Source organism: Paenibacillus sp. OAS669, assembly GCF_014873645.1.
In the GTDB taxonomy this organism is placed as follows: Bacteria; Bacillota; Bacilli; order Paenibacillales; family NBRC-103111; genus Paenibacillus_S; species Paenibacillus_S vulneris.
In genome coordinates, this window is record NZ_JADBDR010000011.1 from 14,758 (window position 1) to 29,981 (window position 15,224).

The window sequence follows — 15,224 nt, forward strand, 5'->3', positions numbered from 1 at the left end:
GGAATAGTATCGGTCATGTGAGCTATTTATTTTGGAAAATAGGTACGTATCGCAAACTTCCCCCAATACATCGTTCTCTTTTGTTATAATGGAAGAAACTAGAGCAGAATGTAATTTTGACTTACAGGTAAGGATGTGTAGCGATGATGAAGATTTATACCGTGGAGGAAAGGGATTCGCTTCTGACCAGACTGAATGACCGGCAAAGGCGGTATTTGCACGAGGATATGCTGAGAGGACGCCGAACGGTTTTTGCGAACGTGATGTCCCGTCAAAAAGGATATTTTATTCCTGAAGACGCTTCGTTCGAGGATATTGAACAGTTATTAACTTCATGGGTCTATATGAATTATATCGATGCGGGTCATGTAACTTCCGAGTTGAAATGCGAATGCGGAAGAGCCTTGAGGTACCAGCATATTGTACAAAACAAGGAAGATGGAACGATCAAGAAGTTCGGTATCGATCATTTGCAGCTGCACACCGGAATTGACGCCAAAATTGTGACAGAAATCTTGAAAGGCTTTGACGCGATAGACTTCGAGCTGGACGAGCTTCTAGCCAAAGTGGAGAACGGGTGGACCATTGAACAGGAGCGCCTTCCCGACTTGCAGGAGCTTGAGCTTCCGAAGGATATACAAACCCATCTGGAGCTTGAGCTGCCCTTGCTGGCACGCCAAGTAGCCCGCCTTCGCAGGCTGGCCAATGAGCAAATCGTGTCCAGAAGCATGCAAACAGCAAAGAAAGACATTTCCCACGTGCCGCCTCAGGCAGAGGATGACATTATTCAACTTGATCTATTTGCCATGGAGGAGGCATCACCTGAAGCAGCTGTCAAGAGCAGTGCGGTTGGCTCGGGTTCCACAGACCAGCTGACAGACAAGCAGAAGCTGGCGATATTGAAGATGCTGCAGGAGGGGGTATCCAGCGCACGCACCCTATGCGAGCTGCTGATCAAGCAGCATGGCGCCTCGGGACAACGATTCGAGTATTCAATGACCCAAAAGCCGCAAATCTACCCGATTGTCTGTATGTTCGTAGATTCTTGCAGCAATGCGGTACTGGTTCGCGGCAATCAGGAAGACCGGTTTTATGAGTGGGTTTGACAGGTTGCCCTTACGTAATTTATTGTTAGGCTTGAACCAGCAGCTGTTCGTCCTTGCATGAACCTCCCGGAGTTTTGAACCCTAGCGTACAAACAGTTCTCATCGTTGTACATGATTCCAGTCATGTACATTTTTTGTTTAGTACGGATACTAAGTCCGTTCTCAGAGTTCCAATCGGGCTACCACTGATTTCCGTCGACGGCAACCCCCTATGTCAATGGGATATAGGTCACGTCTTGGAGCTTTCCTGGAAAATAGTTAACAAATGTTGGATAACTCGTTATACTTAGAAAGGTCAGTTCGTTGCGAAAATTCCTGATAATGGACAATTCATGTACATAACGGACAATAGGTGGGAGGCGGCCAGATCAGCGTTCTGAGGCTTCAATCAACATAGGCGTGATGAATGACCTAAACAATCGTGACTCTGGTCCCTGTGGTTATGGAGCTGACATCGTTATAATGACAACGAACTTGTAAAAAAAGGAGGATAATGGATTTGAAAGGAAGGCAGCAAGAGGCTTGTATCCTTTACTTTTGGCAGGTGAAACGATGGTGCCTTAGTGGAATCCCGGCGAATGCTTGAGTTCTACGCCTTCCTTCGGGGGCATAACATGATAGTCGGGGCCGAACATTCTTATAGGGGACAAGGAAAGCCGAATGGCACTGAATGATAGATCGGCAACCGGAATCTAACATGCCTGAGATTTGCTAGGGGATAACCACCCCTGACTAATGATATTATGAAAAGGGAGGAGACTGCAGGGATGTGGACTCGCAAACAACTGAAAGACAGAGCAAAGAACGTACTTAGAACTTCGTATTGGAAGGCGTTTCTAGCCAGCCTCCTGCTGGGCGTTGTAACCGGCGGACTTCCAAGCTGTTCATTCAATGGCGGAGGAAGCGGGAAAAATCAGGACTTTCCTTTCTTTTCCGGAAATCTTGGCGATGAATTTGACGGCTTCATGTATGCTATTCTGGTTGGCATTATTGTGGTTGCTATTATCGTAGTTCTTATTTCGATAGCTCTTCGAATTTTCGTTTGTAATCCTTTAGAGGTGGGCATACGGAAATATTTCACGCAGTCGGCCCGAGAGGATGTCAACATGAACTACATGGGCTACGGCTTTTCGAAAGGGAACTACGTTGTCATCATGAAAGCGATGCTTTGGCGCATGTTCCTTAACTTCCTCTGGTACCTGCTGCTCATTATTCCGGGTATCGTGAAATACTACGCTTATAGTATGACACCGTACCTGTTGGCAGATCAGCCTCATCTCGGAACCAAGCGTGCTGTAGAGCTGAGCAACAGGATGACGAGAGGCCACAAGTGGAGAATGTTCGTATTGGACCTTTCCTTCCTCGGCTGGTACCTCTTGGGGACGATCGCCTTGTTCATTGGGGTATTATTCGTTCTGCCTTATGTGAATGCCACGCAGGCGGAACTGTATTTGGAGCTTCGCCAGCGGGCCATGGATGATGGAATCATCGATAGATCGGAACTGGAGTAAGGAAAAAAGCTGTCGAGCGATCGGCAGCTTTTTTTGCACTCTAAAATATCTAAATTTTTGGGGTCTGATGGACCAGCCCTGATCGCTAATTATAAAACTTGGATGACTCAATGAATTGAACAAATTTTAACAGTGCGCTGGTGTATACCGATTCCCGCTTATACACAAACCAAACCTGCAATTCCCGATACCCTTCGGGAAGGCGGTGGGAAGCGATCAAGCCTGCCTCTTCCGCTTTGGAAATCGATGATTTTGGCAATAAAGACACACCGAGGCCAGAAGATACCCCGTTTAGAATGACCTCCAGCGTTCCAAACTCCATAATGTTTATGGAGGTCAATCCGCTTTCCCTTAGAAAATGCTCAGCCCTTGCTCGATGAGAGCAGCCGACGTCAAAGAACAGCATTGGTTTGGTAAGCAAATCATGGACGTCATGGTTCCCCGGTTCCGAGATAAGCACCAATTCATCTGTATAAGCGGCAACATGCTCTATATCTGCCAAATCGACGGGTCCGTACACAAACGCACCATCAAGCTCATATCTAAGCACTTTATGCAGAAGGCTGTGAGTTTCCCCTGTGATAAGCGAAAGATGAACATCGGGAAAATAGGAGTGATACTCGGTCAATAATGGGGCCAGGTGAGAGGCCGCTGCCGTTTCAATGGAACCTAACCGCAAGGGACCGGTGGGATGCTCCGAGTATTGTGTGGATTTTATTGCTTCGTCCATTAAAGACAAAATTTGATCTGCATATTTCAATAAATTTTCGCCGGCAGGTGTCAGCGTCATTCCCCGATTGGACCGGTGAAAAAGGGGGACTTTTAACTGATTCTCAAGATCCTGTATCCGGGTGGTTACATTTGATTGAACATAGTTCAAGATTTTAGCGGCCTTTGTAATGCTGCCTTCACGAGCGACAGTTTGAAATATTTTCAAATCACTGATTTCCATTTCCATATCACCTGCTTGGTATGACCATTTTTGATAGTCACATTCGATTTTGATCATTTTACAGGATTTTATCCTCCCATTACAATTTTTTTGTGGGTCTTCAGAATAAGATTCAGATGTGAGGGAGGAATAGAGATGAAAGCAATCGTACATTCCGGCCAAAGAGGCTTGAACGGATTAGCTTATAAAGACGTTATTGAAAGACAGCCTGGATATGGGGAAGTAAAAGTAAAGCTGAAATCAGCCGGCTTGAACCATCGGGATTTGTTCGTTATGGAAGGCCGAGGAGAGCAGGATGCTCCCCTGATTATCGGTTCGGATGGAGCCGGCAGGATTGTAGAGATAGGCGAAGGTGTAACTGGTCTTACAGTGGGTTCTGAAGTGATTATAAATCCGTGTATCGGGTGGGAATCCCCAAATGAAGTTCCTTCGGTTCCATCTATTGTTGGCGGGCCGTCGGATGGCACGTTCGCGGAGTACATCATCCTTCCTTCCCGAAATGTGTTCATTAAGCCGGCGTACTTGTCATGGGAAGAAGCAGGCGTCCTGCCTTTGTCGGCCTTGACAGCCTATAGGGCATTGTTTACTAAAGGACAGCTGCGGCAGAGAGAGCATGTTCTTATTCCCGGCATTGGAGGCGGGGTAGCAACCTTTGCGATGCTCATGGCATTAGCGGCAGGGGCAAGAGTCAGTGTCACATCACGACATGAAGAGAAAAGACAAGCCGCCCTCGCACAAGGGGCTCATTTTGCGTTCGATACCCATAGCAACTGGAAGGAAAGGATGAACGGACGCACCGTGGATCTCATTCTTGATAGCATCGGACCTGCAACGTTTCCCAAATACTTTGATGTCATAAAACCAAACGGCCGGATCGTGACATTTGGAGCAAGCTCGGGGGATCGGATAGAATTTCCAATCCGTGACATTTTCTTCCCCCAAATCAGTATCATCGGCACCTCCATGGGAAGCAGGGAAGAGTTTGCGGATATGCTGAAATTTATGGAACATCACTCGCTTCACCCGATTATTGATCGAGTCCATCCTTTACAAGACACGCTTCAGGCCTTCCGCCGAATGCAGCAAGGGGAACAGCTGGGCAATATTTCGATAAAAATAGAGTAAGTAGTTTTGAAAAACACAAGTCTGTCAGTGCATGCCAAAATGGCTTTCGTGCATCGATATTCCAGACATTATGGAGTGACTGATCACTCAACAAGAAAATTTGATTATAATCAATTTATCGACTTGGTTCTCATTGACAGGAATTAGCGAGGCATGCTAACGTTCTTGGTGTGCCCTGAAAATTCCAATTGAAGAAAGGAGAGGCTTTCCATGTCCCCAAATGCATATCGGATCAACCGGCAGCACGGAACGATAGCATATGACACATATGGCCTCCCCAGCGACTGAGCGACAACGAAGAGCGAGCGGATTCATGGTATGCTCTATTCATAGCTCGCGCCGGCCATTCTACCTTCTAGCGTAGTGTGCGCTTGGCGTCGAAACGATAAGCACATTGCCCGCGGGTAGTGTGCTTATTTATTTGGTTGCGGGCATACAATTGGGATGTTGCGGGGTAGGGAGAGGAGAGAAAAGGACCATGTTTTCAATCATGACCAAACTGGGCTGGTTTTTCCGGCAGGAGTGGAAACGATATTCCATAGCCATCGTTTTGCTTGTAATTGCAGGAATTCTGGAAATCATTCCGCCGATGCTGGTTGGACGTTCGATTGATACGATTGGCCTCGGACATATGACCTGGGGTTATATTGTGAATACGTTATTTTGGCTGGTTGTCATCACGATAGCAGCTTATATCATTTCTTATATATGGGGATATAAGCTGTTCGGAGGAGCGTTTGTCGTAGAGAAAATCATGAGAGGACGCTTGATGCGTCATTTTCTGAAAATGACACCGACCTTCTACGAAAACAATCGTACTGGAGACTTGATGGCCCGAGCAACGAACGATCTCCAGGCATTAGCGCAAACAGCGGGGTTCGGAATTTTGACCTTGCTGGATTCTACGCTTTGGATGGGGACACTGCTTGTTACGATGACGTTCTTCGTCTCCTGGAAGCTGACACTTGCCGCAGTGATTCCGCTGCCTATCATGGCTGTGCTGGTCAGTTACTATGGCGGCTGGATACATAAAAGGTATATGGCTGCCCAGGATGCTTTCGGAGATATGAACGAAGGAGTGCTTGAGACCATTTCAGGAATTCGGGTCATCAGGGCTTATACGCAGGAGCGAGCGGCCGAGCAGCGATTTGCTGCCGTCACGCAGGATGTTCTGGATAAAAACCTGGCCGTCGTTCGAATAGATTCCCTGTTCGACCCAACGATTAAGATTCTTGTCGGCATCAGCTATATGACAGGGCTGGGCTATGGTGCCTACCTTGTGTTCCACAATGAGCTGACTATCGGCTCTCTTGTAGCCTTCAACGTGTACCTGGGAATGATGATTTGGCCGATGTTCGCGATCGGTGAATTAATCAATATTATGCAGCGGGGAAATGCCTCGTTAGATCGGGTTAATGAAACCCTGAGTTATGAACAGGACGTTAAGGAACCCGCTGACCCTGCGTGGCCGGAACATCCGGGAAGCATTGAGTTTCATCATGTGACCTTCCGGTATCCGTCGTCTTCCTTCAATAATCTGGAGGACGTCTCGTTCAGCCTGCCTTCCGGCCAAACGTTAGGAATCGTGGGACGTACCGGCAGCGGCAAATCAACATTGATCAAACAGCTGCTTCGAGAATATCCGACGGGAGAAGGGGACCTGTTGGTCGCCGGAATGCCTATAGAACGAATCGGCATGGATCGGTTAAAGTCATGGATCGGATATGTTCCTCAGGAATCGTTCCTGTTCTCCCAGACCATTAGAGCCAATATGTATTTTGGCAACGAGCATGCTTCTGAGGAGGAGCTGCAGGCTGCAATGACCGTCTCGGCATTCAGCAAGGATTTGAAGTTTCTTCCGGACGGCATGGACACTTTGGTAGGAGAGAAAGGGGTAGCGCTATCCGGCGGGCAAAAACAGCGGGTTTCGATGGCCCGCGCCTTGATTGCCAAGCCGCAAATTTTAATCCTTGATGATGCGATGTCAGCCGTTGATGCCCGTACCGAAGCGGAGATCATTGCCAATATTCATAAGGAGAGATCCGGTAAAACAACGATCATTGCCACTCATCGTTTGTCGGCCATACAGCACGCTAACCTTATTCTTGTGATGGATAACGGGCGAATTGTCGAACGCGGGACTCATGAGGAGCTGCTTAGCAAAGGCGGCTGGTACAAGGAACAATACGACCGCCAGCAGATAGAAGCGATTTTGGAAGGAGAGGAGGCAATCCAATGAGCGATGCAAGCGAAACCATAGATTATGATATTGACACCGAAGCAGGCTCAGTATCCAAGACCAACATCGTCAGAAGATTGGTAGCCTATGCGGTTCAATTCAAATTGCAGCTGATTCTCGCGCTGCTGATGCTGACGGTTGCCGTCGTGACCGATTTGGCCGGACCGCTTATCGCTAAGAGAATCATCGACCTGCATATTTCCGGTATCGAAAAGCCTTGGTATGAAACAGCAGATAGCGGAGAATACGCGGTATTATATGACGGGAAGCGGTATAAGCGATCCGACCATTTTGTAGAAGGGGAGCAGCGGGGCAACGAAGTGAGAGTGCTTCAAATTGACCGCGAGTATTACTTTATAGGCGGTCCTATAGCCTTCGACGGCGAACGGCAAGCCGTTAACGGGACGGTTCTTATTTCGAAAGGGACTGAGAGCAGCAGTTACCCGGGAAAGCAATTGAACCGGCAGGAGCTGTATAGCTTCTTTCGTCCAGAGATGGCGGGAATGCTGAAGCTGTGCTGGCTGTATATGGGCTTAACGGTTATTTCAGCGATTTTTACGTATGGTCAGCGTTATTTTCTTCAAAGCTCAGCCAATCGTATCATTCGCCGCATGAGGACCGACGTATTTGCCCAGCTTAACCGGCTGCCTATTCGTTATTTCGATAACTTGCCAGCAGGAAAAGTCGTTTCACGAGTGACGAACGATACGGAATCGATTCGGGATTTATATGTGAACGTTCTTGCCAATTTTACGACCGGCTTCATTCATATGCTTGGCATTTATGTGGCCTTATTTATACTGGACGTCCGTTTGGCAGCGATTTGCCTGTTTGTCATCCCTGCACTGATTATTTGGATTATCGTGTATGGCAAAATGGCGAAAACCTTCAACCGCATCATTCGTTCGACGGTGAGCGAAATTAATGGAATTATCAATGAGTCCATACAGGGAATGACCATTATCAAGGCTTTTCGCAAGGAAAAGCGGGTGGAAGACCAATTTGAACAGTACAATAACAAGCTGTTCCACGTTCAAAATAAGCTGCTGAGCTTAAATTCATGGACCGGATATAATTTGGTTGCCGTTATCCGGAACATCGCTTTAGTCGCCCTGATATGGTATTTTGGCGGGGCTTCCCTGAATGGAGCGGCTGGAGCCGTATCCTTGGGAGTGCTATATGCCTTCGTCGATTACCTAAACCGGTTGTTTCAGCCCATGGTCAACATCGTAAACCAATTGCCGAACCTCGAGCGTGCTCTTGTGTCAGCGGAGCGTGTATTCAAGCTGGTTGATGAGGAGGGGGAAGACGTATCGGATCAGCAAGTGCTGCGTTATCAGGGGCATGTCCGATTTGACCAGGTATGGTTCTCCTACAAGAGCGGCGAGCCCGTGCTGAAAGGGATTACCTTTGAAGCCAAGCCGGGTCAGACCATCGCGCTCGTCGGACACACAGGCTCAGGAAAAAGCTCGATTTTAAACCTCCTGTTCCGCTTTTATGACCCGGATAAGGGGAAGATCACGATTGACGGACAAGATACGAGGCAAATGCCGCGTCAAACGATGCGCAAGCATATGGGCATTGTGCTTCAAGACCCTTTTCTATTCTCGGGTACGATTGCTACGAACGTATCGCTTCATGACCCCGGCATTACCCGGGAAAGAATTCGTAAAGTGTTACTGGATGTCGGTGCCGAATCTCTATTGGAGCAATTGCCGCAAGGAATAGATGAACCGGTTATTGAAAAAGGCAGCACCTTGTCTGCCGGTCAGAGACAGCTGATCTCCTTTGCCCGGGCGCTGGCCTTTGACCCGGCCATCCTGATTCTGGATGAGGCAACCTCCAACATCGATACAGAGACAGAGACGGTCATCCAACAGGCGCTTGACATAGTGAAGCAAGGGAGGACGACCTTCGTCATTGCCCACCGGCTATCCACGGTGAAGAACGCTGATCTGATCCTGGTACTGGATCGGGGCGAAATCGTAGAACGGGGAGACCATAATGAACTGATGTCTCTTGGCGGCAGATATCGTCAAATGTATGAAATTCAGCAAGGCAAGCTTGTCGGAAGCAAAGCATAGCTTGTTTTGAGCTGAAAAACCTTTTTTGTGAGAACTATGCCACATATGGAGTTATTGGAAGTTGTTCAAGCTCTTTTGGTTTTTCAACAGTCTTAGGATACGGGATTATTCCGGTATCCTTTTTTCTTTTTTGAAACGGTGAATTCATGAGGAAAAACGAGAAAATGGGAACATATGTTTTCAGAAAACGCCGGTGGCCAGCTTAGCAAAGCGAACATATTTCTATACAGCTTCTTGAAAATCGGCTAATTTGGAGTTTGATTGGCGGCGGGATTATCCATATCATGGGAATTACCTGTTTGGATTGCTGATTGATCCAACTTGAGTTAATCAAGGAAAGTGGGGGTTCCATGACTGTCCTAACTGGAAAGCAAGCAACGGTTCCTATCGATTCTACTACGCTCCAGAGCGTGTTAAACAAGAAGTTTCCTATGGATTCCAACCATATTATATCCTGGAACATCCGACCGATTGGCAAGATAAAGCCGGAGAGTGAAGTGCATCGTATTCATTGCTCCTTTATGTCTGGCAGCGCCAGCTCACGGTGTACGGTAATTTTAAAAATTCTGAGACCAGATTCCAACAGGGCAGTTGAAGAGCATTATTATTATTGGAAGCGTGAAGCACTAGTGTACCAATCCGGCATCTTGGGGCATTTGCCTCTTTCAGTTCGTGCACCTTTGTGTTACCTGATTGAAGAACGTCACGACGGCAGTATATGGATTTGGCTGGAGGATATGGATGAGAAGCGATTGGATCAAGAATGGGCGGAGGAAGACCAGCTGCGCATAGCCTATGAGATTGGAAAATTCAACGGGGCATATGTAACATGCAATTCCCTCCCGACAGGTTCTTTTCTGTGTCGGAGCTGGATGGACTCTTGGGTACAAACCATTGAGGACTATTCGTTGGGCAGAGGAGAACAGGAAGCCATTTGGTATAAGCATCGATTGGAAGAAGTCAACCCTCATGTGAGTTGGGAACGGTTCGTAACCGCCAGTTCAAGAATAAGGCCATTACTGGAGTCACTGAGCGGTCTTCCTAGGGTATTTGCTCATCAGGATATCCATAGCGGTAACGTCTACATCGAGCATTCCAACGGGCAGAACAGGATAGTTGTGATTGATTGGCAATTCGCGAGCCTATCGGGTGTCGGAGAAGAGCTGGGACGCATGTTTGGCCTTATGTTAAGGAAGCCTGCAGACCCGGCCAGGTATGATATTAAAAATATGAAAAATGCTTTAGTAGAGCATTACATGGCTGGCTTAAAAGAAGCCGGCTGGGACGGAGATGCTGCCTGTATTAAATACGGTTTTGCCGTATCCGCATCATTACGATTCGTCATGCTGATGGATAAGCTGCTCCGAGCCGTTGAAAAGCCGGGTTACAGCGTAACCAAACGCGATCATTTGCTGACGGTGCTCCAGCTTATGCTAGATATGGCAGAAGAGGCATGGGCCCTCAGGAGAAGCTTGAATCAAATTATCTAGCCTTTAAGCGATATGCCTGTGATGCTGGAAGCGGATTCAAAGGATAGACGTTAGGAGAGCATTCCTATATTTGGTATAATGGGTTGGTACCGATAGAGAATGCAAAAGTAGGTGACAGAGATGCGTGAACTGGAAGCGGCAGGCTTTCATCCGTTAATCACTCAATGGTTCAAGACGCAATATGGCCGTCCGACGGATGTTCAAAGCCGTTCATGGAAGGCGATCCAATCGGGGATCCATACTTTGATAGCAGCACCGACAGGCTCCGGCAAAACTTTGGCCGCGCTGCTTCCGTGTCTAAGCCGTATTATTCAAGACAAGGAGGAGGACCCGGCCGCCTCTGAGTCCCGCTATGTGAAGCTGCTCTATATTACGCCGCTCAAGGCACTAAATAACGATATTCATCATCATGTAATCGGATATATCGCCCAGCTTAAAAGTCTGGCGGAAGAACAGGGTGAGAGCTGGAAAGGGTTGTCCGTGGCAGTGCGTACAGGAGATACGACACAGAGCTCACGGGCAGCGATGCTCCGCAACCCGCCGGATGTACTGGTAACGACTCCGGAATCGCTCTACCTGCTGCTAACTTCTTCCAAGGCAAGGAACATGCTGAAGCATGTCCGATGGTGCATTGTCGATGAGATTCATGATTTGGCCGGCGACAGGAGAGGACTGCATCTATCGGTTACGCTGGAAAGATTGACCGAGTGGGTAGGCTCGTCCCCCCAGAGGATCGGCGTTTCGGCAACACAGAAGCCGATTGAGCTTGTGGCCAGATTTCTAGGAGGCTGGGAAGCGGAACAGACTGGGGCCAAGCAGCGTGAAGGAACAAGGAATACACGAACGATAGAAGCTGGAAGTTCTGGTGAAAAGGATGAAGTGTCCTTTAGTCCCCGGCCGGTGGAGATCATCGAAAGCCGGATGGACAAAGTGTTTCAGCTGAGAGTTACGCTTCCTCATAGGGCAACCATTATACATGATAAGCAGGAAACAATCTGGAAGCCATTGATTGAACACATCGTCAAGCTTATCGAAGGCAGCCGATCCACTCTAATCTTTGTTAATAATCGAAGATTGTGTGAACGGCTTACCTTGCGATTAAACGATCATATGGGCTATGAAATGGCCCGTTCCCATCACGGCAGTATCTCGAGAGAGCAAAGGCTTGAAGTCGAGAGGGCGCTTAAGGAGGGGGAGCTCCAATGCCTGGTGGCTACCTCTTCCTTGGAATTGGGAATCGACGTAGGGCATATTGATCTGGTGCTGCAGATCGATTCTCCCAAAAGCGCCGCAGCAGGAATTCAACGCGTTGGCCGCGCGGGACATTCCGTCGGCGACCGAAGCTGCGGAATTATTATAGCGAGGAGCAGAGGGCAGCTGCCCGAGTGCGCCGTCCTTGCCCAAAACATTGTAAATCGGAACATAGAAAATATTCAGATTCCCCGTTACTCTCTTGACGTCTTATGCCAGCAAATGGCGGCCATGGTTGCGGCGGATGACTGGAATGTTGGCAGACTACATTTGCTTTTTAATCGCAGCTATGGCTATCACGGGTTCCCGATGAAACGCCTGAGGGAGATTCTCGAAGTCTTATCCGGGTACTATCCGTTTGTCCGACCACTAATTGACTGGGACCGGTCAACGGATCTATTGACAAGACGCAGCTCTACCGCTGTGTCTGCAATTATGGGCGCGGGGACGATTCCCCAAGGAAGCGATTATCCTGTCTATCACGCCCAAAGTCATATTCATCTGGGAGAGTTGGATGAACAATATATTTTTGAAAGCCGCGTCGGTGACGTATTTCAATTAGGAACAGACTCCTGGAGAATCCAGTCTATACGGAACGATAGGGTGTATGTTGTGGAAGAGTCAGGCAATAAGCACAGCGAAATTCCGTTTTGGCGCGGCGAAGGGCAAGGAAGATCGGCTTCATTTTCAGCGGAAATCGGGCATTTCCTTGAGCAGCTTGACAAGCGATTGGATGAACACAACAAGCATGTAACTTTGGAATGGCTGATGAAGGATTACTACTTGGACGATACGTCTGCGGACGAGCTGCTGCAGCTGCTTCATTCCCAGAAGGCCGTCTCGGTGCTTCCCACACATCGCCGCATCGTTATCGAGCAGTTCCAGGATGAATACAAACAGCATCGGCTCATTATCCATAGCTGGTTTGGCAGGAAATTTAACCGGACCTGGCAATTGGCTATCCAGGCTCATGCGGAACAGCATATTCCATATCGCATTTATGCGAACGCCAAAGATAACGGGATTGAATTTGTAATATCGGATGGAGGAAGCGGAGAGGCGCTTCGATTGCTGCCATTGCTTCGCGAAGTCACCTCAGATCGGCTCGAAGCTCTGCTGCAGCAGGCTATTCCGTCGTCGCCGCAGTTCGGAATCGCCTTCCGCAGATTAGCCGAGACCTCCTTGCTCTTATCCCGAAGCTTTAACCGGATGCCGTCATGGCAGAAGAGGTTGCGAAGTGAAGAGCTTCTTAGGGAATCGCTGCCCTACGCGGAGACATTTCCATTTATCCGTGAAGCACTACGGATCTGCTTGCATGAAGATCTGGATGTTAACCATGTTCGTGAAGTGTTGGAGCAGATAGAATCCGGCCAAATGGAAGTGATCGAGAGGCAAGCGGCATTTCCGTCCCCGTTTGCCGCATTGTTCCTGGCAGACGTCATTCAAACTCAGATGTATGAATCCGATACGCTAAGCAGGGATCTCCAATCCAGATTGATCGGCTTGGATCGTTCGCTTGCAGGGCAGTGGTTTCCCAATGCATCCAATTCTTATGAAGGATTCGGGATAGAGCCGGTGGCCGAGAGCGTTCAGGAGGAGCAACGCCCTGTTGACGAAACGAAGCTTCTCGAACCGGACGAACTGCTAAGGGAGTTCAAACGCACCGGAGATATGTCGGAAGAAGAGCTCAGCAACCGGTTGGGTCCTCCATGGGAGGAACTGGTTAAGCAGCTGGAGTTGAATAACAAAATAGTGCCGGTACGGCTTGGCAGTTCTTCCGTAACCTATTGGATTTGTGCGGATGAGGCGGATACCTACTCCAGGCTGGGGATAGATCCGCTTGCCGACAGATTTGTTGTCGTTCGATTCATCAACCGGCGCGAAACGATCACTGAGCAGGAAATACGGCAGCGATACGATCTGGATGACAATCGGCTGGAGGAAATCATTCGAGCCTTGGAAGATGAGAAGCGTATCGAGCCTCTGTCCGAATCATATGAAGCTACAGGGAAGGTCTGGTTGAACCTTCAGGCAGATGCGCGCCATCATCGGAATCAAGCATTGGCTTTGCAAAAGAGAGCCGGCTCCATAGATCCGATAAGCTATTGTTTGAAGATGATGTCCTTCCAGAATCTTTTACCGCATACCCGCTTGCAGGGTGAGAACGGCCTTCTGCAAGTGATTGGGAAGCTTCAGGGCTTTTATTTTCCCTTATCGCAGTGGGAAGCCTCGATTTTTCCTTTGCGGGTACACGATTATAAGAAAGACATGCTGGACCGATTGTGTGCGGCAGGAGAAATTGTATGGCTGGCCCGAAAGCAGGAAGGGGAGAAGGAAGGCCGCGTAGCCTTCTTCCTGGCCGAGTCCAAGGAGCTTTACTGCCCGCTAATCGCGCATAATGAGCAGCAGTTAGGCAAACAGGATGAATTGGAAGCAGTAGCTCAAACCTCTGAAGAATCTCGCAATAGTGATGAGCTGCTTCAGCTTCTTGAACGTAAGGGAGCCAGCTTCTTAAGCGCTTTAAGCCGTGAAACCGGCCGTATCCCTTCGGAGCTGACCGCTGATCTGTTAGCTTTATCCTGGAAAGGTCTGGTCTCTAATGATCAGTTTGCTCCCTTGAGATTGAATGGCGGAACGGCCAGCAAGGCAGTGAGAGGGAAGGGTTTCCAATCAGGGCTCGGACGCTGGTACCCTGTTAGCTCTTTAAAGGACGATAGCGGCTGCGACAAGCAGAAGGGGCTTCTGGCATGGATACAGCATCTGCTGCAAAGCTACGGGCTGCTTACCAAGCCTATTGCGGATTTGCATCTGCCTTGGGAATGGGGAGAGATTTACTCTGCCTTGAAGCAGCTCGAAACCTGGGGGATGCTGACACGGGGATTGTGGGTGAAAGAGATCCCGACATTACAATTTGCCTCCAAGGACCAGGTGGAGAATCTGCAAAGAAAAGAATGGAGCGGGGATTCAAGCCCCATCGTGCTTCCATCTATCGACCCTGCCAACCCCTTCGGAATCATCGTTGATTGGCCTGATAAGGAAGGCATAAGCTTCTCACGCAAAAAAGGGAACGACCTCGTCATCCATCAAGGTCGCTGGCTGCTCTGGTCAGAGAATCATGGAAAGCGAATATGTGCTATGGAAGATATTCCGGACAACGAACTTCCAGGTATAATCCGTTCCACTCTCGAAGGTTATTTGAAATCCTCGGCAGTACGCAAGCTTTCCATAGAAAAGTGGAACGGGCACCCCGTGCTTCAAACGGAACTGGCCGATGTGCTGTACAAGCTTGGCGCGGAAAGGGACCGGGAGTCTCTTGTCATTTGGCCCAGCTCATTAAGGTAACTCCAAGAGCATCTGCTCCGTGCAGGTGCTCCAATTCTTCTGTCATATAAGACAAACAGAGAAGTTAACGATTTTTGTTGACAAACTACTCAACATGGGTAATACTGGTAATAAAAAAGGGGTC

Annotated in this window: 8 protein-coding genes; 7 read left to right on the plus strand and 1 reads right to left on the minus strand. The window is 48.6% G+C overall.

The annotated features are described in order from the left end of the window. Positions 1–143 precede the first annotated feature (143 nt). On the plus strand, positions 144–1,106 hold the full coding sequence (locus GGC63_RS22225; protein WP_192704183.1) for a hypothetical protein: 963 nt from the start codon (positions 144–146) through the stop codon (positions 1,104–1,106). Positions 1,107–1,873: 767 nt separating this feature from the next. Continuing rightward, positions 1,874–2,617, plus strand: a complete 744-nt coding sequence (locus GGC63_RS22230) for a DUF975 family protein (RefSeq protein WP_079909465.1) — start codon at positions 1,874–1,876, stop codon at positions 2,615–2,617. A gap of 85 nt (positions 2,618–2,702) precedes the next feature. On the opposite strand, the gene GGC63_RS22235 is transcribed toward GGC63_RS22230, so the two are convergent. Then, positions 2,703–3,569 (minus strand): LysR family transcriptional regulator, encoded by an 867-nt coding sequence (locus GGC63_RS22235; protein ID WP_192704184.1) that lies wholly within the window; start codon positions 3,567–3,569, stop codon positions 2,703–2,705. 135 nt (positions 3,570–3,704) lie between these two features. Here GGC63_RS22235 and GGC63_RS22240 point away from each other — a divergent pair, with 135 nt between their 5' ends. The 5 genes from GGC63_RS22240 to GGC63_RS22260 all read left to right on the plus strand — a co-directional run bounded on the left by GGC63_RS22240 (position 3,705) and on the right by GGC63_RS22260 (position 15,100). Continuing rightward, on the plus strand, positions 3,705–4,694 hold the full coding sequence (locus GGC63_RS22240) for a zinc-binding dehydrogenase (RefSeq protein ID WP_192704185.1): 990 nt from the start codon (positions 3,705–3,707) through the stop codon (positions 4,692–4,694). Positions 4,695–5,172: 478 nt separating this feature from the next. Further along, the gene (locus GGC63_RS22245; RefSeq protein ID WP_192704186.1) at positions 5,173–6,933 is read left to right on the plus strand and encodes an ABC transporter ATP-binding protein; all 1,761 of its coding nucleotides are present in this window, start codon (positions 5,173–5,175) and stop codon (positions 6,931–6,933) included. A 128-nt stretch (positions 6,934–7,061) separates the two neighbouring features. Next, positions 7,062–9,017, plus strand: coding sequence for an ABC transporter ATP-binding protein (locus tag GGC63_RS22250; RefSeq protein ID WP_225948431.1), 1,956 nt, complete (start codon positions 7,062–7,064; stop codon positions 9,015–9,017). 350 nt (positions 9,018–9,367) lie between these two features. Continuing rightward, positions 9,368–10,507 (plus strand): phosphotransferase, encoded by a 1,140-nt coding sequence (locus GGC63_RS22255; protein WP_192704188.1) that lies wholly within the window; start codon positions 9,368–9,370, stop codon positions 10,505–10,507. Positions 10,508–10,627: 120 nt separating this feature from the next. Continuing rightward, the gene (locus GGC63_RS22260; protein ID WP_192704189.1) at positions 10,628–15,100 is read left to right on the plus strand and encodes a DEAD/DEAH box helicase; all 4,473 of its coding nucleotides are present in this window, start codon (positions 10,628–10,630) and stop codon (positions 15,098–15,100) included. Positions 15,101–15,224: the final 124 nt, after the last annotated feature.